This is a genomic window from Nocardioides mangrovicus (assembly GCF_003674065.1).
Classification (GTDB): domain Bacteria; phylum Actinomycetota; class Actinomycetes; order Propionibacteriales; family Nocardioidaceae; genus Marmoricola; species Marmoricola mangrovicus.
Window position 1 is genome coordinate 54,506 of record NZ_RDBE01000005.1, and the last position, 21,243, is coordinate 75,748.

At 72.3% G+C, this 21,243-nt stretch carries 24 protein-coding genes (1 of these 24 running past the window's edge); 21 read left to right on the forward strand and 3 right to left on the reverse strand.

Annotated features, from left to right (window positions below; translation table 11 throughout):
- Positions 1 to 16 precede the first annotated feature (16 nt).
- From efp to D9V37_RS05680, 6 genes are all read left to right on the forward strand, one after another.
- The gene (gene efp / locus D9V37_RS05655) at positions 17 to 580 is read left to right on the forward strand and encodes an elongation factor P (protein ID WP_121805183.1); all 564 of its coding nucleotides are present in this window, start codon (positions 17 to 19) and stop codon (positions 578 to 580) included.
- A gap of 64 nt (positions 581 to 644) precedes the next feature.
- Positions 645 to 1,076 carry a transcription antitermination factor NusB gene (gene nusB / locus D9V37_RS05660; protein WP_121805184.1) on the forward strand — a complete coding sequence of 144 codons (432 nt, stop codon included), beginning with the start codon at positions 645 to 647 and terminating at the stop codon, positions 1,074 to 1,076.
- On the forward strand, positions 1,069 to 2,076 hold the full coding sequence (locus tag D9V37_RS05665) for a GNAT family N-acetyltransferase (RefSeq protein ID WP_198412398.1): 1,008 nt from the start codon (positions 1,069 to 1,071) through the stop codon (positions 2,074 to 2,076). Before nusB ends, D9V37_RS05665 begins: the two co-directional genes overlap by 8 nt.
- Positions 2,073 to 2,885, forward strand: coding sequence for a DUF1206 domain-containing protein (locus tag D9V37_RS05670; RefSeq protein ID WP_121805185.1), 813 nt, complete (start codon positions 2,073 to 2,075; stop codon positions 2,883 to 2,885). Before D9V37_RS05665 ends, D9V37_RS05670 begins: the two co-directional genes overlap by 4 nt.
- Before the next feature lie 9 nt (positions 2,886 to 2,894).
- Positions 2,895 to 3,509, forward strand: coding sequence for a hypothetical protein (locus D9V37_RS05675; RefSeq protein WP_121805186.1), 615 nt, complete (start codon positions 2,895 to 2,897; stop codon positions 3,507 to 3,509).
- Entirely contained in the window at positions 3,490 to 4,842 is a 1,353-nt protein-coding gene (locus tag D9V37_RS05680; protein ID WP_121805187.1) for a dihydrolipoyl dehydrogenase family protein, read from the forward strand. Before D9V37_RS05675 ends, D9V37_RS05680 begins: the two co-directional genes overlap by 20 nt.
- Before the next feature lie 37 nt (positions 4,843 to 4,879).
- Here the strand turns inward: D9V37_RS05680 and D9V37_RS05685 are convergent, their stop codons facing one another.
- Positions 4,880 to 5,593, reverse strand: a complete 714-nt coding sequence (locus D9V37_RS05685) for a sulfotransferase-like domain-containing protein (RefSeq protein WP_198412399.1) — start codon at positions 5,591 to 5,593, stop codon at positions 4,880 to 4,882.
- A 10-nt stretch (positions 5,594 to 5,603) separates the two neighbouring features.
- Entirely contained in the window at positions 5,604 to 6,545 is a 942-nt protein-coding gene (locus D9V37_RS05690; RefSeq protein WP_121805188.1) for an aminotransferase class IV, read from the reverse strand.
- A 113-nt stretch (positions 6,546 to 6,658) separates the two neighbouring features.
- Here D9V37_RS05690 and D9V37_RS05695 point away from each other — a divergent pair, with 113 nt between their 5' ends.
- From D9V37_RS05695 to D9V37_RS05705, 3 genes are read left to right on the forward strand one after another with little or no spacing between them, the layout of a single operon-like run.
- On the forward strand, positions 6,659 to 7,078 hold the full coding sequence (locus D9V37_RS05695) for a MarR family winged helix-turn-helix transcriptional regulator (protein ID WP_121805189.1): 420 nt from the start codon (positions 6,659 to 6,661) through the stop codon (positions 7,076 to 7,078).
- Positions 7,075 to 8,394 (forward strand): MFS transporter, encoded by a 1,320-nt coding sequence (locus tag D9V37_RS05700; RefSeq protein ID WP_121805190.1) that lies wholly within the window; start codon positions 7,075 to 7,077, stop codon positions 8,392 to 8,394. The genes D9V37_RS05695 and D9V37_RS05700 overlap by 4 nt, the downstream gene beginning before the upstream one ends.
- Positions 8,391 to 8,963 carry an isochorismatase family protein gene (locus D9V37_RS05705; RefSeq protein WP_121805191.1) on the forward strand — a complete coding sequence of 191 codons (573 nt, stop codon included), beginning with the start codon at positions 8,391 to 8,393 and terminating at the stop codon, positions 8,961 to 8,963. Before D9V37_RS05700 ends, D9V37_RS05705 begins: the two co-directional genes overlap by 4 nt.
- A 54-nt stretch (positions 8,964 to 9,017) precedes the next feature.
- On the opposite strand, the gene D9V37_RS05710 is transcribed toward D9V37_RS05705, so the two are convergent.
- Positions 9,018 to 10,166 (reverse strand): MFS transporter, encoded by a 1,149-nt coding sequence (locus tag D9V37_RS05710; protein ID WP_198412400.1) that lies wholly within the window; start codon positions 10,164 to 10,166, stop codon positions 9,018 to 9,020.
- A gap of 86 nt (positions 10,167 to 10,252) precedes the next feature.
- On the opposite strand from D9V37_RS05710, the gene pyrR reads away from it, so the two are divergent.
- From pyrR to coaBC, 12 genes are all read left to right on the forward strand, one after another.
- A complete protein-coding gene (pyrR, locus tag D9V37_RS05715) occupies positions 10,253 to 10,804 on the forward strand; it encodes a bifunctional pyr operon transcriptional regulator/uracil phosphoribosyltransferase PyrR (RefSeq protein WP_121805193.1) in 552 nt (183 codons plus the stop codon).
- Positions 10,801 to 11,745, forward strand: coding sequence for an aspartate carbamoyltransferase catalytic subunit (locus D9V37_RS05720; protein WP_121805194.1), 945 nt, complete (start codon positions 10,801 to 10,803; stop codon positions 11,743 to 11,745). The genes pyrR and D9V37_RS05720 overlap by 4 nt, the downstream gene beginning before the upstream one ends.
- Entirely contained in the window at positions 11,742 to 13,016 is a 1,275-nt protein-coding gene (locus D9V37_RS05725) for a dihydroorotase (protein WP_121805195.1), read from the forward strand. Before D9V37_RS05720 ends, D9V37_RS05725 begins: the two co-directional genes overlap by 4 nt.
- A gap of 100 nt (positions 13,017 to 13,116) precedes the next feature.
- Entirely contained in the window at positions 13,117 to 14,238 is a 1,122-nt protein-coding gene (gene carA / locus D9V37_RS05730; RefSeq protein ID WP_198412401.1) for a glutamine-hydrolyzing carbamoyl-phosphate synthase small subunit, read from the forward strand.
- Positions 14,238 to 17,516, forward strand: coding sequence for a carbamoyl-phosphate synthase large subunit (carB, locus tag D9V37_RS05735; RefSeq protein ID WP_121805197.1), 3,279 nt, complete (start codon positions 14,238 to 14,240; stop codon positions 17,514 to 17,516). The genes carA and carB overlap by 1 nt, the downstream gene beginning before the upstream one ends.
- Complete coding sequence (locus D9V37_RS05740) at positions 17,516 to 18,505, forward strand: quinone-dependent dihydroorotate dehydrogenase (RefSeq protein ID WP_121805234.1); 990 nt, start codon at positions 17,516 to 17,518, stop codon at positions 18,503 to 18,505. Before carB ends, D9V37_RS05740 begins: the two co-directional genes overlap by 1 nt.
- The gene (gene pyrF / locus D9V37_RS05745; RefSeq protein ID WP_121805198.1) at positions 18,489 to 19,310 is read left to right on the forward strand and encodes an orotidine-5'-phosphate decarboxylase; all 822 of its coding nucleotides are present in this window, start codon (positions 18,489 to 18,491) and stop codon (positions 19,308 to 19,310) included. The genes D9V37_RS05740 and pyrF overlap by 17 nt, the downstream gene beginning before the upstream one ends.
- Positions 19,307 to 19,735: a hypothetical protein gene (locus D9V37_RS05750; protein ID WP_121805199.1), complete on the forward strand. Its 429-nt coding sequence runs from the start codon at positions 19,307 to 19,309 to the stop codon at positions 19,733 to 19,735. Before pyrF ends, D9V37_RS05750 begins: the two co-directional genes overlap by 4 nt.
- 231 nt (positions 19,736 to 19,966) lie before the next feature.
- Positions 19,967 to 20,287 (forward strand): integration host factor, actinobacterial type, encoded by a 321-nt coding sequence (mihF, locus tag D9V37_RS20395; protein WP_198412402.1) that lies wholly within the window; start codon positions 19,967 to 19,969, stop codon positions 20,285 to 20,287.
- Positions 20,280 to 20,843 carry a guanylate kinase gene (gene gmk / locus D9V37_RS05755; RefSeq protein WP_198412403.1) on the forward strand — a complete coding sequence of 188 codons (564 nt, stop codon included), beginning with the start codon at positions 20,280 to 20,282 and terminating at the stop codon, positions 20,841 to 20,843. Before mihF ends, gmk begins: the two co-directional genes overlap by 8 nt.
- 45 nt (positions 20,844 to 20,888) lie before the next feature.
- Positions 20,889 to 21,212: a DNA-directed RNA polymerase subunit omega gene (gene rpoZ / locus D9V37_RS05760; protein WP_121805200.1), complete on the forward strand. Its 324-nt coding sequence runs from the start codon at positions 20,889 to 20,891 to the stop codon at positions 21,210 to 21,212.
- Between the two features lie 24 nt (positions 21,213 to 21,236).
- Positions 21,237 to 21,243, forward strand: partial view of a bifunctional phosphopantothenoylcysteine decarboxylase/phosphopantothenate--cysteine ligase CoaBC gene (coaBC, locus tag D9V37_RS05765; protein ID WP_121805201.1) — the 5' portion only. 1,238 nt of this gene lie beyond the right edge of the window; the window shows 7 of its 1,245 coding nt (coding positions 1–7); the start codon lies at positions 21,237 to 21,239; the stop codon falls past the right edge of the window.

The window sequence follows — 21,243 nt, forward strand, 5'->3', positions numbered from 1 at the left end:
CAGGCACACGTAGCTCATGGCAACGACGAACGACCTCAAGAACGGCATGGTGCTCCGCATCGACGGCCAGCTGTGGGCAGTCATCGAGTTCCAGCACGTCAAGCCCGGCAAGGGCCCGGCGTTCGTGCGCACCAAGCTCAAGAACGTGGAGTCGGCCAAGACCGTCGACAAGACCTTCAACGCCGGCACCAAGGTCGAGACCGCGAACGTCGACAAGCGGACGATGCAGTACCTCTACAACGACGGCACGTCCTACGTCTTCATGGACAACGGCACCTTCGAGCAGCTCGAGGTGCCGCCGGACGTCGTCGGTGACGCCGCCAACTTCATGCTGGAGAACCAGGAGGCGGTCGTCGCCACCAACGACGGCCGCGTGCTGTTCATCGAGCTGCCGGCCTCGGTCGAGCTGGTCGTGCAGTACACCGAGCCCGGTCTGCAGGGCGACCGCTCCACCGGCGGCACGAAGCCGGCCACGCTGGAGACCGGTCACCAGATCAGCGTCCCGCTGTTCATCACCACCGGGGAGAAGATCAAGGTCGACACCCGCGACTCCTCCTACCTGGGCCGCGTCAGCTCTTGATCACCCGGCGGCCCTCTTCTCCTCTGCTCCGCTCCCCTGAGCGAGGTCGCGGGGACCTCGCAAGATGAGCGCACGCACCAAGGCCCGCAAGCGGGCCCTCGACCTGCTCTTCGCCTCCGAGGTGCGGGGACGATCGGCCGTCGAGGCGCTCGACGAGGAGCTGGCCGACACCGCGCCCGACGCACGCCCGGTGGCCGACTACACCGGCGTGCTGGTCCGCGGCGTCGAGGAGCACCGGACCCGCATCGACGAGCTGCTCACCGGCTACTCGACCCAGTGGCCGCTGGCCCGCATGCCCTCGGTGGACCGCAACGTCCTGCGGCTGGGCGTCTTCGAGGTGCTGTGGTCCGACGACGTTCCCGACGCCGTCGCCGTCTCCGAGGCGGTGAACCTGGCCCGCGACCTGTCCACCGACGAGTCGCCGGCCTACGTCAACGGCATCCTCGGCAGCGTCGTGCGCGACAAGGGCCGGATCGGACCCGGGCTCGTTGGCTGACCCAGAGCTGCCCGACGGCTGGTCCGCCCGGGTGCCGGTGCTCGACGACGTAGCGGCACTGGTCCGGCTGCGAGGCGCCGACCAGCAGCCGTGGACCGGCTCCGACCGGGTCGACGCCGAGGGCATCGAGTCCGAGGTGGCCGGCGAGGCGTCGTGGACCCGGCGCCAGCTGGTCGCCGTTGGCGAGGACGACGTGCCGCGCTGCTGGATCACGGTGCACGACCGCGCGGCGGGCCGGGCGCTGGTGTGGGGCTACTTCGACCGCGAGGTGGCCGAGGTCGACCGGATCGCGCTGGCCTTCTACCGGTGGGCGCAGGAGCAGGCCATGGCGATGGCCGCCATGCGCGGCGTGACGCAGACGCGGCTCGACGAGAGCCCGTTCGCCGGCGACGAGCGCCAGGAGCGGTGGCTGGCCGAGGCCGGCTACGCCAAGCGGCGCACCTGGCTGCACATGACCCGTCCGGTGAGCACCGAGGACGCCGGGTTCGTCGCGCGTACCGGCGTCTCGGTGCGGCCGGTGGGGGTGCACGAGAACGGGATGCCGGTGGCCGAGGACCTCCAGGTCGTGCACCGGATGCTCGAGGAGTCCTTCGAGGACCACTTCAACTCCTACCGGGAGAGCTTCCCGGAGTTCGTGCAGCGGCTGCGCGAGGACCCGGGCCACCGGTGGGACCACTGGTGGATCGCCTACGTCGACGAGGACACGCCCGCGGGCACCGTCGTCTGCTCCGTGCTCGCGCCCGACGCGGACGGCATCGAGGGCTCCTACGTGGAGTACATCGGCGTCAACCGGCACGCACGGGGCAGGGGAGTGGCCAAGTCGCTGCTCGGCACCGTCTTCGCCGACGCCGCGGAGCGCGGCCGCAACCGGGTCGACCTGGAGGTCGACGACGACTCGCCCACCAACGCCGACCAGCTCTACCTCTCACTCGGCTTCGAGTGCGAGTACGTCACCGATTCCTGGTTCAAGGACCTGTCGGTGGGTATCGAGAGTCCATGACCCCCGCCCTGGGCCTCGGGAGCAAGCAGGTCCGCTCCGACGACGCCGTCGACGCGGTGGCCCGGGTGGGTCTGTCGGCGTACGGCGTGGTGCACCTGCTGGTCGCCGTCCTCGCGGTGCGGCTGGCCCTGGGCAACGGCGGCGGCTCGGCGAGCCAGAAGGGTGCGCTGGCCGAGCTGGCCCGGCAGCCCTTCGGCCTGGTCATGGTCTGGGCGGTCTCGGTGGGGCTGTTCTGCCTGGCGCTGTGGCGCGCTGAGCAGGCGGCCGTCGGCTACGCCGACGCCGACGGCGCCGAGCGGGTGCGCAAGCGGGCCACCGCAGCGCTGAAGGCGGTCATCTACGTCGCGCTCGGCGTCAGCGGCATCAAGATCGCGCTGGGCTCCGGCTCCTCGGGCAAGGGCTCGGACGGCTGGACCGCCCAGCTGATGGACCTGCCCGGCGGTCAGGTGCTCGTGGTCCTGGTCGGGCTCGCCGTCGTCGGCGCCGGCGGCTACCTGGCCTACCTGGGGATCACCGGCGAGGCGAAGGACAAGCTCGACGCGGAGGGCCGCAGCGGCGACACGGGCCGCGCGTTCGTCGTCTTCGGCACGGTCGGCTACGTGGCCAAGGGCGTCTCGATCGCCCTGGTCGGCGGCCTGTTCGTCTACGCGGGCGTCACCCACGACCCCGATAAGTCCGGCGGCCTCGACCAGGCCCTGCACACCGTCCTGCGCGAGCCGTTCGGCGTGGTCCTGCTGCTGCTCATCGCCGCCGGACTGGCCTGCTACGGCGTCTTCTGCCTGGCCCGCGCCCGGCACCTGGACCGGTAGCCGCCGAGCGTGCGCTTCGAGGGCCGGATCGCCGGCGTCGGGACCACCAGCGGCGTACGCCTGGTGGTGGGCCGGTGGGACCAGTCGCCGTTCGGCGCCTTCACCGACGTGATGGTCGCCCACGACCAGCGCACCCTGCTCGCGCCGACGCAGGAGGTGGCCGACTTCGTCGCCTCGACCTACCGCTTCGACGAGGTGGTGGTGGGGGAGGTGCGGGTCGAGGGGTGGCACGTCACCGCGCCCGGGCTCGACCTGGAGCTCGAGGTCGGCCGACGCACCAGGTTGGGGCGGCTGCTGGTCGGTGCGGGCACGCTGGGTTCGATGTTCGGGGGGTTCACCACGGCACCGTGGTGGACCGTCGTCACCGACCCGGTGGCCCGGTTGACGATGCGCGGGGTCCGCACTCGCGGGACCGCCGGCCAGGGTCGTCGCGAGTACTACGGCGCGACCGACCTGCACCGCGTCGACGCCGTGCGCGGCACCTGGCGCGGCGCCGACCTCGGCGACCTGGCCGAGGTCTGGCCCGAGCCGGGCTTCGGCTTCGGGTCGACGCCGCGACGGCCGGGGGTGACGCGGTTGGTCACCACAGTGCTTGGATCGGGGAGTGACCACCCAGAGCTGTGATGTCGTCGTCGTCGGCCTCGGACCCGGAGGGGAGGCGGCGGCGACCCAGCTGGCCAAGGCCGGTCTGGAGGTGGTCGGCATCGACGAGCGACTGGTGGGCGGCGAGTGCCCCTACTTCGGCTGCATCCCGTCGAAGATGATCATCCGCGGCGCCGACGCGCTGGGGGAGGCCCGCCGGGTGCCGGAGTTCGCCGGTGCTTCGCAGGTCGAGCCCGACTGGACGCCGGTCGCCACCCGGATCCGCGACGAGGCCACCGACGACTGGGACGACGCCGTCGCGGTGAAGCGGCTGCAGGACGCCGGCGTCACCTTCGTGCGCGGGCACGGTCGCCTCGCCGGCCCGAAGGCGATCGAGGTGGGTGAGCATCGCTACGAGGCGCGCCGAGGCGTCGTGCTCAACACCGGCACCCGTCCGGCGGCGCCGCCGATCGAGGGACTCGCCGACACCCCGTACTGGACCAACCGCGACGTGCTGCGCTCCGAGTCGCTGCCGGCCTCGCTGGCCGTCATCGGAGGCGGCCCGATCGGGGCGGAGCTGGCGCAGGCGATCGGCCGCTTCGGCGTGCGGGTGACGCTGGTGGAGATTGGCCCACGCATCCTGGGCCCCGAGGAGCCGGAGGCCGGCGACCTGCTGGCCGAGGTGATGACCAAGGAGGGCGTCCAGGTGCTCGCCGACGTCGAGATCGCCTCGGTCTCCTACGCCGAGGGGCACTTCACCCTCGACCTGGGCGACCAGCAGGTCACCGCCGACAAGCTGCTGGTGGCCGCCGGGCGCGCCCCGAACCTCGACGACGTCGGCCTGGAGACAGTCGGTCTCGACCCGACCGCCCGGACCCTGGAGACCGACGAGCACATGGCCGTCCAGGACGGGCTGTGGGCGATCGGCGACATCGCCGGCCACGGCGCCTTCACCCACATGTCGATGTACGAGGCCCAGATCGCCGCCCGCGCGATCCTCGGCACCGAAGGTTTCGTGGCCGACTACCGCGCCGTCCCGCACGTCACCTTCACCGACCCCGAGGTCGGCGGCGTGGGCATGACCGAGAAGCAGGCCCGCGAGGCCGGGCTCACCGTGGCCGTCGGCACCCAGGACCTCTCGGCCAACACTCGCGGCTGGATCGCCAAGGCCCAGGGCCTCATCAAGCTCGTCGCCGACACCGACCGCGACGTCCTGGTCGGCGGCACCGTCGTCGGCCCGGCCGGCGGCGAGATCCTCGGCATGATCACGATGGCCGTCCACGCGGAGGTCCCGATCGCGACCCTGCGCTCCATGGTCGGCGCCTACCCGACCCTCCACCGGGGGTTCTCCGAGGCGCTGGCCGACCTGACCTAAACGGACTACCGCCCTAGTGCGCCCGGGCTGCCAGCCGTCAGCCGAGGATCAGCCGGCGCCCGCGCAGGGCGTCGTAGGCCGGTCGGCAGGCCTCGGCGACGGCGCGGTCGTGCTCGGTGAGGTCCGGCTCGCGACGGCGGTAGGGCTCGAAGCCGGTGGACCGCTCGACCGCGGCGTACCAGTGCGGGGCCCACACGCCGTCGGAGTCGCGGCGGCCGGCGGGCCAGCGCAGCATCTCCTCGGTGAAGTCGAGGTCGAGCCAGCCGCACAGCCAGCGCAGGTAGCCGCCCGGAGCGCGCAGGAAGTCGGCGGCGTCGATGACCGGGGTGTCGGCCGGCAGTACCTCGACCAGCCGCTGCTGCTGGAGCAGCCCGATGTCGTCGGGCTCGCAGGCCTCGCGGCTGCGGACGTAGGAGGCCACGACCTCGGCCGGGTCGCGGATGATCACGACGTGGCGCAGCGCGGCCAGCCAGCCCAGGTCCAGGTCGAGGCGCACGTGGTGGGTCATCTGCTTGGAGTACTGCACCGGGGCGCTCGTCGGGGCCAGCAGTGCCGCGATGACGTCGTCGGGCTCGCAGGGCTGCGAGGCCAGGACCTCGTCGCGGGCGGGGTGGGGGAGACCGGTGTGGGTGAGGTACGCGGCGTAGAAGGGCTCGTCGACCACGACGGTGTCGGGGCGGTTCTCCCACGAGCGCATCAGCGCGGTCGAGATGTTGCGAGGTCCGCTCCAGGCGGCCAGCCGGACGGTCACCGGTGCAGGCTCACCCGCGTGCGGCGACGTCAGCGGCGACGTGCTCGGCGTAGAGGTCCTGCAGTCGTTCGGTGACCGGACCCCTGGTGCCCGCGTGGGGTGTGCCCGCGCCGATGGTGCGACCGTCGACCGTCCGCACCGGCACCACACCGCCGAAGGTGCCGGTGACGAAGGCCTCGGCCGCGTTGTAGACGTCGGTCAGGCTGAAGGTCCGCTCGAGGGCGGGGATGTCGTGGGACCGGCACACGGTGAGCACGTTGGCACGCGTGATGCCGTGCAGGCAGTAGCGACCGTCGGAGGTCCAGACCTCCCCGCCGCGCGTGACGATGAAGAAGTGGGTGCTGTTGCAGGTGGCCACGAACCCGTCGGGGTCGAGCATGAGCGCCTCGTCGGCGCCGGCGGTGTAGGCCTGGATGCAGGCGCTGACGTCGTTGAGCTTGCTGTGGGCGTTGAGCCGCGGATCGAGGGTGTCGGGGTGGGCGCGCCGCACGTGGGTGGTGAACAAGGTGATGCCGTCGCGCGCCGGGGTCGGGTCCGGCTCCTTGAACTCCGCCACCACCACGACCGTCGGCGGGCCGACGGTGACGCGAGGATCCTGGTAGGGCGTCGACTTCACCCCGCGGGTGACCATCAGCCGCAGGTGCACCCCGTCGACCATGTCGTTGGCGCGCAGCGTCGCGTAGATGGCCTCGGTCAGCGCCTGCCGGGAGGGCAGCTCGATCAGCAAGGCCCGGGCGCCCTCTTCGAGTCGGTCGAGGTGCTGGTCGAGGAAGGCCGGGTGACCGGCGACCACACGCAGCCCCTCCCACACGCCGTCGCCCAGGACGAACCCGGAGTCGAAGACCGAGACCACCGCCCGCTCGCGCGGCACCAGCCCGTCGTCGACCCAGACGAGCACCTCGGCGTTGCGCGGGTCGGAGGCGGAGTGCTGGGTGCCGGTCGGGGTGGCCACGCGCCTAGGTTCCCATCCGGGTCCCCGGCCAGGCTCGCGTGTCGCCGACGCCAGCCGAAGCTGGTCAGGCTGGACTGTTGAACAGGCTGACCTGTGCAGTTTAGACTGTCGATATGACCGAGAGTGCCAGCGAAGCCGCCCACGCGGTGCGAGTCGTCGTCGGCCGGCTGCGTCGCCGACTGCGCGAGGTCGCCGGCGACGAGGAGCTCACGCCGTCGCAGACCTCGGCGCTGGGCCGGCTGATGCGCGAGGAGCCGATGAGCGCCAGCGCGCTGGCCGCGGCCGAAGGAGTACGGCCCCAATCCATGGCAGCGACGCTCGACGTGCTCCACCAGCGCGGCCTGGTCGAGCGCAGCCCCGACCCGACCGACGGTCGCCGGCACGACCTGTGGCTCACAGAGGCCGCGCACGAGTTCGTCGCCGGCTCGCGCCGCAGCAAGGAGGAGTGGCTGAGCCAGGCGCTCGGCACACTGACCGAGGCCGAGCGGAGGACCGTGATCGAGGCGATGGCGCTGCTCGAGCGTCTCGCATGACGGCCACCACCGCAGCGCCGGCCCACTACGACCGACGGCTCACTCTGCCCCTCCTGCTGGGCTCGGTGCTCAATCCGGTCAACTCCTCGATGGTGGCGGTCGCGCTGGTGCCGATCGGCGCCGCGTTCGGCGAGCCCCCCAGCCGCACGACGTGGCTCGTCACCTCCCTCTACGTCACCACCGCGATCGGGCAGCCGCTGCTGGGCCGGCTCGTGGACAGGTTCGGCCCCCGCCGGCTCTACCTGGCCGCCACCGCGCTGGTGGGCATCGCCGGCATGATCGGGTTGCTGGCGCAGTCGCTGGACTGGCTGATCGTGTCCCGGGTGCTGCTGGGCCTGGGCACCTGCTCGGCCTTCCCCGCCGCGATGTACCTGATCCGCAGCGAGGCCGAGCGCACCGGCGAGGAGGCGCCCACCGGCGTGCTCACCGCGCTGTCCGTGGCCAACCAGACCGTCGCCGTCGTCGGACCGACCCTCGGAGGCCTGCTCATCGGCCTCGGCAGCTGGCGCCTGGTATTCGGCGTCAACGTCCCGCTATCACTGGCCTGCCTGGTCCTCGGCGCACTCCGGCTGCCGTCCACGACCGCGGTCGAGCTCAGGGACGGCGGGCAGGGAGCAAGCGTGGATGAATCGGGCGACGGGCGCGCGAACCCGGTCGATTCGCGCCCATTACGTCCGGAAGGTGACCCGGTTTCACCGGCCGACCGGCGAAACCGGCCACCGGCCCTCCACCGCCGCCCCGCCCTCCTCCTGACCTACCTCCGCATGACCCTCTACGGCGTGGTCGTGTACTCCTTCCTCTACGGCTTCACCCAGTGGCTGGAGGACGGCCGCGGGCTCGGGGCGACGTCGGCGGGCTTGCTGCTGCTGCCGATGTCGGTGACCGCGGTGGCGGTGACTGCTCTCGTCGGGCGTACCCGGGTGCTGTGGTGGAAGCTGGTGCTCGCGGCGGTCGCGTTCTGCGTCGCCGGCGCGGCGATGCCGCTCCTGGGTTCGGCGACCTCGGTCCTCGCGTTGGGGTTCGTGACGCTGTGTGTGGGCGTCGGGCAGGGCACGGCCTCGCTGGCCAACCAGAACGCCGTCTACCTGCAGGCGCCGCCGGAGCGGATGGGTGCGGCTGCGGGGTTCCTGCGCACCGCGGGCTACCTCGGCGCGATCGTCTCCTCGGCCGCGGTCGCCGCGTTCTTCGGCGCCGACGCCGGCACCCACGGCCTGCACGAGCTCGGCTGGTTCGTGCTGGGCTGCGCCCTGGCGCTGCTCGCCGTCACCCTCCTCGACCCCTCGATCCGTCGCTCCGACCAGAAGGTGAGTCCATGACCATCAGCGCCCTCGACCCGCACGCCGCACTCGTCGTCGTCGACCTGCAGCGCGGCGTCCTCGGCGTGCCCACCGAGCCGCAGACCGCCGATGAGGTCCTGGCCCGGTCGGTGCGGCTGGCCGAGGCGTTCCGTGCCGCCGGCCAGCTGGTCGTCCTGGTCCGGGTCAGCTTCGCGCCCGACGGCGCCGACGCCATGCCGGGGCGTACGGAGCGGGCCGTGCTCGGGCGGACCCTGCCCGGCCGCTGGGACGAGCTCTCCGACGAGCTCACCGGGCACCCCGAGGACGTCGTGGTCACCAAGCGCAACTGGGGTGCCTTCCACGGCACCGGCCTCGACGTCCAGCTCCGACGCCGCGGGGTCACCCAGGTGTTCCTGACCGGCATCGCCACCACCGCCGGGGTCGAGTCCACCGCCCGCGCCGCCCATGAGCACGGCTACCACGTCGTGGTCGTCACCGACGCCGTCGCCGACCGCTCCGCCGACCACCACCGCCACAGCGTCGAGCACGTCTTCCCCCGCCTCGGCGAGACCGGCACCACCGACGACGTGCTCGCGCTGCTGGGGTAGTCCAGAACGCACGACACCAGCAGGGCGGTCCGCCCTGGTGTCGTTCGTTCTGGACTACCGCGCCGGGTGGCCGCGGGTCAGCTGCACCGCCCGCACGAGGGCCATCGCGAGACCGAGGCCGGCCAGGACGACCAGCGGGGCCACCTCGCCGAACGCGGGCTCGATCGCCACCAGCAGCAGCGGCAGCCCGAAGCCGACGTAGGTGATGACGTAGTAGACGCCGGTCAGCAGGCCGCGGCGTGCGGGCGGGGCGAGTGTCTCGACGTCGAGCAGACCCTCCCGCAGGCACAGCCCGTAGGCCGTGCCGAGCAGCAGGCAGCAGGCCACGAACAGCGGGAGTCCTACCGCGGTGCCGCCGGCGGCGGCCAGACCGAAGCCGGCGGCGCTGGACAAAGCCCCGACCACGCCGGTCCGTGGTCCGGTCCGCAGACGTCGCGCGAGCGCCTGCGCCGCGATCCCGGCCCCCAGCGTGAGCAGGCAGGCGACGCCGACCAGGAACGGTCCGTCGTAGTGGGCCGGCAGCCGGGCGGGCAGCGGCACGATGGCCAGGGTCGCGCTGCCGAAGACCAGGAGGCCGACCGGACCGGACCAGCCCAGCGTGCGCGCCGCGGACTGGTACGGCTGTGCCGGCGGCGGCGTGCGACCGCCCGCGTGGTCGGTGGCCGGCACGGCGACCAGGGCGGCCGCGGCCACCGCGAGCACCGAGAGCAGCAGCGAGACCACGAACGGCGTCGTCAGCGGCGCCGGAAGCCATTGGGCCAGGACGCCGGAGACCAGCGGGCCGACGCCGAACCCCGCGGTGAGCAGCACCCCGGCCAGGACGGTGCCGGTCGCTCCGCCCAGGTCGGCGGCCCAGGCGGTGCCCGCGCCGAACGCGAGGCCGGCGCCGAGCCCCACCACCAACCGGCCGACCAGCAGCCCGGCCGAGCCGTGGTCGAGCAGCAGCGCCACCGTGCCCAGCGCCGCGAGGGTGGCCCCGGGCAGCACCACTCTCGGCCGGCCCAGGCGGTCGGAGAGCGCACCGCCGAGGAACAGGCCGGGCAGCAGCCCGACGGCGTAGAGGCCGAAGACGCCGTCGAGCAGCGTCGCGGAGAGGTGCTCGCGGGAGGAGTAGACCGGGATCAGGGCCGAGAAGTGGTTCGCCGCCCAGCCGGTCGCCATGAGGAGCGCGAGCACGGCACCGAGAGCTTGGCGGGAGCGCACCCGCCCCATCCTCACATCGGTGCTACCGTCGCTCGCGATCGACGTCCTTTAACGAGCCGTCCTGCGAGGCGGAGAAGGAGGTCTGGGTGACCGTCCAGCCCGAACCCGTCACCGGGAACCGCACCGTCCTCGACTCAGAGGCGGTCTCGCGGTCGCTGACCCGCATCGCCCACGAGATCCTCGAGCGCAACAAGGGGCCGCACGACCTGGTGCTGCTCGGCATCCCCAGCCGCGGCGTCCCGCTCGCGCAGCGCATCGCCGCCAAGCTGGCCGAGGTCGAGGGCACCGAGGTGCCGGTCGGCTCCCTCGACGTGACCATGTACCGCGACGACCTGCGCATGCGTCCCGCGCGCACGCTGCTGCCCACTCAGATCCCGCCGGGCGGCATCGACGGGCGCACCGTCGTGCTGGTCGACGACGTGCTGTTCTCCGGGCGCACCATCCGCGCCGCCCTCGATGCCATGAACGACGTCGGTCGGCCCGAGTCGGTCCAGCTCGCCGTGCTGGTCGACCGCGGCCACCGGCAGCTGCCCATCCGGGCCGACTTCGTGGGCAAGAACTTGCCCACCTCGCTGGTGGAGCAGGTGGCGGTCCGGCTGAACGAGACCGACGACCAGGAAGGGGTCTTCATCAAGTGAAGAAGCACCTGCTGAGCGCGGCCGACCTCAGCCGCGACGACGCCGAGCTCGTCCTCGCCACCGCCGAGGAGCTGCGCTCCCTGGCCGACCGGCCGATCAAGAAGCTGCCCGCGCTGCGCGGCCGCACGGTGGTGAACCTGTTCTTCGAGGACTCCACCCGCACTCGGATCTCCTTCGAGGCCGCGGCCAAGCGGCTCTCGGCCGACGTCATCAACTTCTCCGCCAAGGGCTCCTCGCTCTCCAAGGGCGAGTCGCTCAAGGACACCGCGCTGACCCTGGAGGCGATGGGCGCCGACGCCGTCGTCGTCCGGCACTGGGCCAGCGGTGCGCCGCATCTGCTGGCCCACGCCGGCTGGGCCCGCTCGAGCGTCGTCAACGCCGGCGACGGCACGCACGAGCACCCCACCCAGGCGCTGCTCGACGCGTTCACGATGACCCGCCACCTGGGCTCGCTGGACGGCCGCCGGGTCGCCATCGTCGGCGACGTCCTGCACAGCCGCGTCGCCCGCTCCAACGCGCTGCTCCTCACCACGCTGGGCGCCGAGGTCACGCTGGTCGCGCCGCCGACGCTGCTGCCGTACGGCGTCGAGGGCTGGGGCGTGGAGACCTCCTACGACCTCGACGCGGTGCTGCCCAAGGCCGACGTCCTGATGATGCTGCGCGTGCAGCGCGAGCGGATGAACGCCGCGTTCTTCCCCAGCGTGCGCGAGTACTCACGCCGCTACGGCGTCGACGCCCGCCGCATGGCGACGCTGCAGGACCACACCATCGTCATGCACCCGGGCCCGATGATCCGCGGCATGGAGATCAGCGCCGACGTGGCCGACTCCGAGCGGTCGGTCATCGTCGAGCAGGTCACCAACGGCGTCGCCGTCCGGATGGCAGTGCTGTACCTGCTGCTCGGAGGATCCCAGCCCGCCATCGGAGGAGACGACGCGTGACCGACTACCTCATCAAGGGCGCCAGCGTCCTGGGCGGCGAGCCGCGCGACGTGCTGCTGCGCGAGGGGCTGATCGCCGACGGGTCGTCGTCGGGCGCCGAGGTCGTCGACGCCGACGGGCTGGTGATGCTGCCCGGCCTGGTCGACCTGCACACCCACCTGCGCGAACCCGGCCGCGAGGACGCCGAGACCGTCGAGACCGGCACCCGTGCGGCCGCGATGGGCGGCTTCACCGCCGTGCACGCGATGGCCAACACCGAGCCCGTGGCCGACACGGCCGGCGTCGTCGAGCAGGTGTGGCGGCTGGGCACCGAGGCCGGGTACTGCGACGTCCAGCCGGTCGGAGCCGTCACGGTCGGGCTGGCGGGGGAGCGGCTTGCCGAGCTCGGCGCGATGGCCGACTCCGCCGCTCGGGTGCGGGTCTTCTCCGACGACGGCAAGTGCGTCAGCGACCCCGTCCTGATGCGGCGCGCGCTGGAGTACGTCAAGGCCTTCGACGGCGTCGTCGCCCAGCACGCCCAGGAGCCGCGGCTGACCGAGGACGCGCAGATGAACGAGGGCGAGCTGTCCGGGCGACTCGGGCTGCGCGGCTGGCCCGCCGTGGCCGAGGAGTCGATCATCGCCCGCGACTGTCTGCTCGCCGCCCACGTCGGCTCGCGGCTGCACGTGTGCCACGTCTCGACCGCCGGCTCGGTGGAGATCGTCCGCTGGGCCAAGTCCAAGGGCTGGCCGGTCACCGCCGAGGTCTGCCCGCACCACCTGCTGCTCACCGACGAGCTCGCCGCCAGCTACGACCCGATCTTTAAGGTGAACCCGCCGCTGCGATCGGCCACCGACGTCGAGGCGCTGCGGGCCGGTCTGGCCGACGGCACCATCGACGTCGTCGCCACCGACCACGCACCGCACCCGCACGAGGACAAGGACTGCGAGTGGCAGGCCGCCGCCTTCGGGATGCTCGGCCTCGAGACGGCGCTGTCCATCGTGCAGACGACGATGGTCGACGCCGGGCTGCTCGACTGGGCCGGCGTCGCCGAGCGGATGTCGACTACACCGGCCCGCATCGGCAGGCTCGCCGGACAGGGACGGCCCCTGGAGGTGGGGGAGCCGGCGAACGTCGTGCTCTACGACCCCTCGGTCAGCCGCGTGGTCGACGCCTCCGAGCTGGCCTCGCTCTCGCGCAACACCCCGTACGCCGGGATGGAGCTCCCCGGCCGCGTGGTCGCGACCTTCCTGAGGGGACGGCCGACGGTGCTCGACGGCAAGCTCTGCTGAGCGCTGGACAGGTGGATCGCCGGTGCCGCGGGGTGCGTTAGAGTCGCCGCGACCGACATCCTTTAACGGCCGTCCCGTGAGGCGGAGAAGGAGGTACGGGGTGTCAACTCCTGCCGCGATCCTGGTGCTCGAGGACGGCCGCACGTTCCGCGGCGACTCCTACGGCGCCGAGGGCGAGACGTTCGGCGAGGCCGTGTTCGCCACCGGCATGACCGGCTACCAGGAGACGCTGACCGATCCGTCCTATCACCGCCAGGTCGTCGTCATGACGACCCCGCACGTGGGCAACACGGGCGTGAACGACGAGGACCCGGAGTCCTCGCGGATCTGGGTGAGCGGCTACGTCGTGCGCGACCCCGCCCGGGTCCCCTCGAACTGGCGCTCGCGCCGCTCGCTGGACGACGCGCTGCGCGAGCAGGGGGTGGTCGGCATCTCCGGCATCGACACCCGGGCACTGACGCGTCACCTGCGCGAGCGCGGCGCCATGCGGGTGGGCATCTCCACCACCTCCGACGCCGACGCCCTGCTGGCGCGGGTGCGCGAGTCGGGCCAGATGGCCGGCACGGAGCTGGCCGACGAGGTCTCCACGGCCGAGGCGTACGTCGTGCCCGCGGTCGGCGAGAAGCGGTTCACCGTGGCCGCCCTCGACCTCGGCATCAAGGCCAACACCCCGCGGATGATGGCCGAGCGCGGCATCGAGACCCACGTGCTGCCCGCCACCTCGTCGCTCGAGGACGTCCTCGCCGTGCAGCCCGACGGGCTGTTCTTCTCCAACGGCCCCGGCGACCCGGCCGCCACCACCCACCAGATCGAGGTGCTGCAGGGGGCGCTGGCGCAGGGGGTGCCGTACTTCGGCATCTGCTTCGGCAACCAGCTGTTCGGCCGCGCGCTGGGCTTCGGCACCTACAAGCTCGGCTACGGCCACCGCGGCATCAACCAGCCCGTGATGGACCGCACCACCGGCAAGGTCGAGGTCACCGCGCACAACCACGGGTTCGCCGTCGACGCGCCCCTCGAGGGTTCCACGTCGACGCTCTACGGCGAGGCGAGCGTGAGCCACGTCTGCCTCAACGACGACGTCGTCGAGGGCCTCGAGCTGCGCGACGACCAGGGTCGGCTCACCGCCTTCTCCGTGCAGTACCACCCCGAGGCGGCGGCCGGCCCGCACGATGCCGCCTACCTTTTCGACCGGTTCTGCGACCTCATGGGGGAGAAGCTCTGATGCCACGCCGCGACGACATCCGCACGGTGATGGTCATCGGCTCCGGGCCGATCGTCATCGGCCAGGCGTGCGAGTTCGACTACTCCGGCACCCAGGCCTGCCGGGTGCTGCGCGAGGAGGGGTTCCGGGTCGTCCTGGTCAACTCCAACCCCGCCACGATCATGACCGACCCGGAGTTCGCCGACGCCACCTACGTCGAGCCGATCACCCCGGAGTTCGTGGAGAAGGTGATCGCCAAGGAGCGCCCCGACGCCCTGCTGGCCACGCTCGGCGGGCAGACGGCGCTCAACGCCGCCGTCGCGCTCGACAAGGCCGGCGTGCTCGAGCGCTACGACGTCGAGCTGATCGGCGCCTCCATCGAGGCCATCGACCGCGGCGAGAACCGCGAGTCGTTCAAGAAGATCGTCGAGAGCCTCGGCGGCGAGGTGGCGCGCAGCGCGATCTGCCACACCATGCAGGACTGCCTCGACGCCGTGCAGGACCTCGGCTACCCGGCCGTGGTCAGGCCCAGCTTCACCATGGGCGGCGCCGGCTCCGGCATGGCCTACGACGAGGACGACCTGCGCCGCATCGCCGGCGCCGGACTCGCGGCCTCGCCCACCACCGAGGTGCTCCTGGAGGAGTCGATCATCGGCTGGAAGGAGTACGAGCTCGAGGTGATGCGCGACCGCGCCGACAACGTGGTCATCATCTGCTCGATCGAGAACCTCGACCCGATGGGCGTCCACACCGGCGACTCGATCACCGTCGCCCCGGCGATGACGCTGACCGACCGTGAGTACCAGCACCTGCGCGACCTATCGCTGGGCATCATCCGCGCGGTCGGCGTCGACACCGGCGGCTGCAACATCCAGTTCGCGGTGAACCCCGCCGACGGGCGCGTGGTCGTCATCGAGATGAACCCGCGGGTCTCGCGCTCCAGCGCACTGGCCTCGAAGGCCACCGGCTTCCCGATCGCCAAGATCGCGGCCAAGGTCGCCGTCGGCTACACCCTCGACGAGATCCCCAACGACATCACCCAGCAGACGCCGGCGAGCTTCGAGCCCACGCTGGACTACGTCGTGGTGAAGGTGCCGCGGTTCGCCTTCGAGAAGTTCCCCGGCGCCGACCCCGTGCTCACCACGCACATGAAGTCGGTGGGCGAGGCGATGGCGATCGGCCGCAGCTTCACCGAGGCCCTGCAGAAGGCGCTGCGCTCGCTGGAGAACCCGAAGGCCGTCTTCGACTGGGGCACCCCGCCGCCGGCCGACGCCCTCGAGCGCAGCCGGACGCCCCACGACGGGCGCCTGCGCGACGTCATGGACGCGATCCGCGCCGGGGCGAGCGCCGAGGAGGTCCACGAGGCCACCGGCATCGACCCCTGGTTCGTCGACCAGCTCGTGCTGCTCGACGAGGTGGCGCGCGAGGTGGTCGAGGCCCCCGAGCTCACCCCGGCCCTGCTGCGCAGGGCCAAGCGGCACGGCTTCTCCGACGTCCAGCTCGGCCGGATGCGGCGGATGAGCCCCGACGTCGTCCGCGGCGTGCGGCACGCGCTGGGCGTCCGGCCGGTCTACAAGACCGTCGACACCTGCGCGGCCGAGTTCGCCGCCACCACCCCGTACCACTACTCCTCCTACGACGAGGAGTCCGAGGTGGGTCCGCGCGAGCGGGAGGCCGTCATCATCCTCGGGTCGGGGCCGAACCGGATCGGCCAGGGCATCGAGTTCGACTACTCCTGCGTGCACGCCGCCCACGCGCTGTCGGCCGCCGGCTACGAGACCGTGATGGTCAACTGCAACCCCGAGACCGTCAGCACCGACTACGACACCTCCGACCGGCTCTACTTCGAGCCGCTCACGCTCGAGGACGTCCTCGAGGTGGTGCACGCCGAGACCCAGGCCGGACCGGTCGCCGGCGTGATCTGCCAGCTCGGCGGCCAGACCCCGCTTGGCCTCGCGCAGGGGCTCGAGGACGCCGGGGTCCGCATCGTCGGCACCTCCCCGGCGGCGATCGACCTGGCCGAGGAGCGCGGCGCCTTCGGTCGCGTGCTCGCCGAGGCCGGGCTCACCGCGCCCAAGCACGGCACGGCCACCACCTTCGAGCAGGCCCGTGCGATCGCCGCCGAGATCGGCTACCCGGTGCTCGTGCGCCCCAGCTACGTGCTCGGCGGTCGCGGCATGCAGATCGTCTACGACGACGCCGCGCTGGGCTCCTACATCGAAGCGGCCACCGAGATCTCTCCGGACCGGCCGGTGCTGGTCGACCGGTTCATCGACGACGCGGTGGAGATCGACGTCGACGCGCTCTACGACGGCGAGGACCTCTTCCTGGGCGGCGTGATGGAGCACATCGAGGAGGCCGGCATCCACTCCGGCGACTCCTCGTGCGCGCTGCCGCCGATCACCCTCGGTGCCAGCGAGATCCGCCGGATCCGCGAGGCCACCGAGGCCATCGCCCGGGGCGTCGGGGTGCGCGGGCTGATCAACATCCAGTTCGCGCTGGGCGCCGACGTGCTCTACGTGCTCGAGGCCAACCCCCGTGCCAGCCGCACCGTGCCGTTCGTCTCCAAGGCCACCGCGACGCCGCTGGCCAAGGCCGCGGCGCGGGTGATGCTCGGCGAGACCATCGCCGTGCTGCGCGCCGAGGGCGTCCTGCCCGCCGAGGGCGACGGCGGCACGCTGCCCGGCGACGCACCGATCGCGGTCAAGGAGGCGGTGATGCCGTTCAACCGGTTCCGCCTGCCCGACGGCCGCCAGGTCGACACCGTGCTCGGCCCGGAGATGAAGTCCACCGGCGAGGTGATGGGCTTCGACGCCGACTTCGGTACCGCCTTCGCCAAGGCCCAGGCCGCCGCGTTCGGCTCGCTGCCCACCTCGGGCACGGTGTTCGTCTCGATGGCCAACCGCGACAAGCGCACCATGATCTTCCCGGTGAAGGTGCTGGCCGAGATGGGCTTCTCGATCCTGGCCACCCAGGGCACCGCGGAGGTGCTGCGCCGCAACGGCGTGCACGCCGACGTCGTGCGCAAGCACTTCGAGGGCGAGGGCACGGCGGGGGAGCAGACCACCGTGCAGCGCATCCTCGGCGGCGGCATCGACCTCATCGTCAACACCCCCGACGGCTCCGGCAACGGCCAGGTGCGCATCGACGGCTACGAGATCCGCACGGCCGCGGTGCAGGCCAACGTCCCGTGCATCACCACCGTGCAGGGGCTCTGGGCCGCAGTGCAGGGCATCGAGGCGCTACGAGCAGGCGACGTCGGCGTGAGGTCGTTGCAGGAGTGGGCGAGCCAGGCCTGATGTATCGCGCGCTCTTCGACCACCTGGCCACGCGGATCGACGCCGAGACCGCGCACCGGCTGGGTTTCGCAGGGGTCAGGGTCGGCTCGCGGGCCCTGCCTCGCGTCAGGAGCGCTGGGGTCCACGCGATGGGGATCGACTTTCCGGGCGTGCTCGGGCTGGCCGCCGGGTTCGACAAGAACGCGGTCGGCATCGACGCCCTGGCCCGGCTGGGGTTCGGGTTCGTCGAGGTCGGTACGGTCACCGCGAAGCCGCAGCCCGGCAACCCGCGCCCGCGGCTCTTCCGGCTGCCGGAGGACCGCGCCATCGTCAACCGGATGGGCTTCAACAACGACGGCGCCGAGGCGGTCGCGCGGCGTCTCGCCCGGCGTACGCGGCGCGGGGTGGTGGGCGTCAACATCGGCAAGTCCAAGGTCACCCCGGAGTCCGAGGCGGTCGAGGACTACCGCACCAGCGCCCGGCTGCTGGCGCCCTACGCCGACTACCTCGTGGTCAACGTCAGCTCGCCCAACACCCCGGGCCTGCGCGACCTGCAGGCCGTCGACAAGCTGCAGCCGATCCTGGCCGGTGTGCGGGGTGAGATCGGCGACCTGCCGCTGCTGGTCAAGATCGCGCCCGACCTGGCCGACGACGACGTGCTCGCCGTCGCCGACCTCGCCCTGGCCGAGGGACTGGCCGGCGTCGTGGCGACCAACACGACGATCTCCCGCGAGGGCCTGAGTGAGCGCACCGAGGAGACCGGTGGTCTTTCCGGCGCGCCGCTGCGCGAGCGGGCCCAGGACGTCACACGGGTGCTGCGCCAGCGACTCGGCGCGGGGCCGACGATCATCGGGGTCGGCGGCATCGCGACGCCGCAGGACGCTCGTGACCGGCTGGCCGCGGGCGCCGACCTGCTGCAGGCGTACACCGCCTTCATCTACGAGGGTCCGCGCTGGCCGGCGCGGCTGAGCCGACTGCTGAGCGAGGAGCGCTATGAAACCCTTCGGTGAGCGGCTGTACGCCGCGATGGAGGACCGCGGACCGCTGTGCGCGGGCGTGGACCCGCACCCCGCGCTGCTCGACGCGTGGGGGCAGACCGACTCGGCCACCGGGCTGGAGCGGTTCGCGCTCACCGCCACCGAGGCGCTGGCCCCGCACGTGGCGGTGGTGAAGCCGCAGTCGGCGTTCTTCGAGCGGCACGGCTCGGCCGGCGTCGCGGTGCTGGAGCGGGTGATCGCCACGGCGCGGGAGGCCGGCGCGCTGGTGCTGCTGGACGTCAAGCGCGGCGACATCGGCTCCACCACCCAGGCCTATGCCGACGCCTACCTCGACCCACGATCGCCGCTGGCGGCCGATGCGATGACGGCGAGCCCCTACCTGGGGTTCCACAGCCTCGACCCGCTGCTGGAGACCGCGCGTGCCCACGACGCCGGCGTCTTCGTGCTGGCGCTCACGTCCAACCCCGAAGCGCCGCAGGTGCAGCACGCGCGGACCCCGGACGGCACCGTCGCCGGCGAGGTGCTGGCCTCGCTGCGCGAGCTGAACGCCGGCGAGGAGCACGGCTCGTTCGGTGCCGTCGTGGGGGCCACCATCGGCGAGACGGAGGAGGACCTCGACGTCGGCGGTCCGCTGCTGGTGCCCGGCGTGGGCGCGCAGGGCGGCACGCCCGAGAGCGTGCGCCGCATCTTCGGCACCGCCGTCCATCGTGTGCTGCCGGCCAGCAGCCGCGAGATCCTCGCCGCGGGCCCGGCGCCGGCCGCACTCGTCGCGACGGCCCGCGCGACCGCCGACGCGTACGCCGCCCTGCTCACGTGAGGCGGCTGGCGGTCGCGGCGGTGCTGCTGCTCGTGGCCAGCGGCTGCGGCAGCCAGCGCGAGCGGTACTGCTCGGCGCTGAAGACCGACCAGAAGCAGCTCTCGCAGATCCTCAGCACCAGCGACCCCGGCGGCCTGATCACCGGTCTGCCCACGCTGAAGGCCCTCGGCGCGAAGGCCCCCGACGAGCTGACGGATGAATGGCAGACGTTCCTCAACGCCGTCGAGGGGCTGCGCGATGCCCTCGACGCCGCCGGGGTCAAGCCCTCCCAGTACCGAGACGGCCTGCCCGCCTCGGTCACGGGCGCCAAGAAGCAGGCCGTCGTCGACGCCGCCGACACCCTGGCCTCGGACGGCGTCGTCGACGCCGCCAACGGCATCGAGACCCAGGCGCGGGACGTCTGCAAGCTGGATCTGGGGCTGTAGGGCGGGGCGTCGCCGTCATGCGCCGGCGATTTATCCCGGTGCTCCTCAGGGGCAGCCCATCGGCGCAGATCGCGCACCCCGCCGCTGGTACGACGGCTGTGCCGCGAGGGCGACGGTGGCGCGCGCGACAGGGCCGGGGGTGCGTTGCAGCGCTCGTGAGGAGGTGGCTAGATTGCGCCGAGTGAACCGGCGTACGCCGGGAGCCGAGGACGCCGAAAGGGCTGTTGCGTCGTGCCGTTGCCGGAGCTGACCCCTGAACAACGCCAGGCAGCGCTGGACAAGGCGGCCGCCTCCCGCCGCGAGCGGGCCGCGGTCAAGAACCGGCTCAAGCACGCCGGCGCCTCCATCGTCGAGGTCATCGAGGAGGGCCAGTCCAACGAGGTCATCGGCAAGATGCGGGTCTTCGACCTGCTGCAGTCGATGCCCGGCGTGGGCAAGGTCCGGGCCAAGCAGATCATGGAGCGGCTGAAGATCTCCGAGAGCCGCCGCGTGCGGGGGCTGGGCGCGAACCAGACGGCCGCGCTGGTGTCCGAGTTCGGCCGCGGTGAGTGACGCCCGACTGACGGTTCTCGCCGGGCCGACGGCGGTCGGCAAGGGCACGCTGGCTGCGTACGTGCGCGAGCACCATCCCGAGGTCTGGATCTCGGTCTCGGTCACCACCCGCGCCCCGCGGCCGGGCGAGGTCGACGGCGTGCACTACCACTTCGTCGACGACGCCACCTTCGACCAGATGGTCGCCGACGGCGAGCTGCTGGAGTGGGCCGTGCTGCACCGCACGCACCGCTCGGGGACGCCGCGCCGTCCGGTGACCGAGGTGCTGGCGCAGCGCCGGCCGGCGCTGCTGGAGATCGACCTGCAGGGCGCCCGCCAGGTGCGCGAGTCCATGCCGGAGGCGTTCCTGGTCTTCCTCAAGCCGCCCAGCTGGGAGGAGCTGGTGCGCCGGCTGGTCGGCCGCGGCACCGAGGACGAGGCCGACCGGGCCCGTCGCCTGGAGACCGCGAGGGAGGAGCTGGCCGCGGAGTCGGAGTTCGACGCCACGGTGGTCAACCGCGAGATTCCGGCTGCGGCCGCGGAATTGGTAGAGTTGATGGGGCTGCGCGAGGTCTGACCGCGCGCCCTTCACATCTCCGAACCCCTGCGAGGCCCTTTCACCATGCCCGGTCCCCAGCCGATCGCCGACGGCATCACCAACCCGCCCATCGACGAGCTGCTCACCAAGACCGACTCCAAGTACCAGCTGGTGCTCTACAGCGCCAAGCGTGCTCGGCAGATCAACGCTTACTACTCCCAGTTGGGCGAGGGCCTGCTGGAGTACGTCGGCCCGCTGGTCGACACCCATGTGCAGGAGAAGCCGCTCTCGATCGCGCTGCGCGAGATCAACGCCGACCTGCTGACCGTCGAGGAGTTCGACCCCGACGTCGAGGAGGCCGCGGCGGCCGCCGCTGCGCTCGATGGCGCGGAGTCCTCCCAGCAGTGAGCATCCAGCAGTGAGCATCCAGCAGTGAGCA

Bases quoted from the DNA above. Each gene is read 5' to 3' on its own strand.
- rpoZ (WP_121805200.1), top strand. From the start codon at position 20,889: ATGCCCGGTCCCCAGCCGATCGCCGACGGCATCACCAACCCGCCCATC.
- carB (WP_121805197.1), top strand. From the start codon at position 14,238: ATGCCACGCCGCGACGACATCCGCACGGTGATGGTCATCGGCTCCGGG.
- D9V37_RS05705 (WP_121805191.1), top strand. From the start codon at position 8,391: ATGACCATCAGCGCCCTCGACCCGCACGCCGCACTCGTCGTCGTCGAC.
- nusB (WP_121805184.1), top strand. From the start codon at position 645: ATGAGCGCACGCACCAAGGCCCGCAAGCGGGCCCTCGACCTGCTCTTC.
- D9V37_RS05740 (WP_121805234.1), top strand. From the start codon at position 17,516: ATGTATCGCGCGCTCTTCGACCACCTGGCCACGCGGATCGACGCCGAG.
- efp (WP_121805183.1), top strand. From the start codon at position 17: ATGGCAACGACGAACGACCTCAAGAACGGCATGGTGCTCCGCATCGAC.
- D9V37_RS05670 (WP_121805185.1), top strand. From the start codon at position 2,073: ATGACCCCCGCCCTGGGCCTCGGGAGCAAGCAGGTCCGCTCCGACGAC.
- D9V37_RS05700 (WP_121805190.1), top strand. From the start codon at position 7,075: ATGACGGCCACCACCGCAGCGCCGGCCCACTACGACCGACGGCTCACT.
- D9V37_RS05695 (WP_121805189.1), top strand. From the start codon at position 6,659: ATGACCGAGAGTGCCAGCGAAGCCGCCCACGCGGTGCGAGTCGTCGTC.
- pyrF (WP_121805198.1), top strand. From the start codon at position 18,489: ATGAAACCCTTCGGTGAGCGGCTGTACGCCGCGATGGAGGACCGCGGA.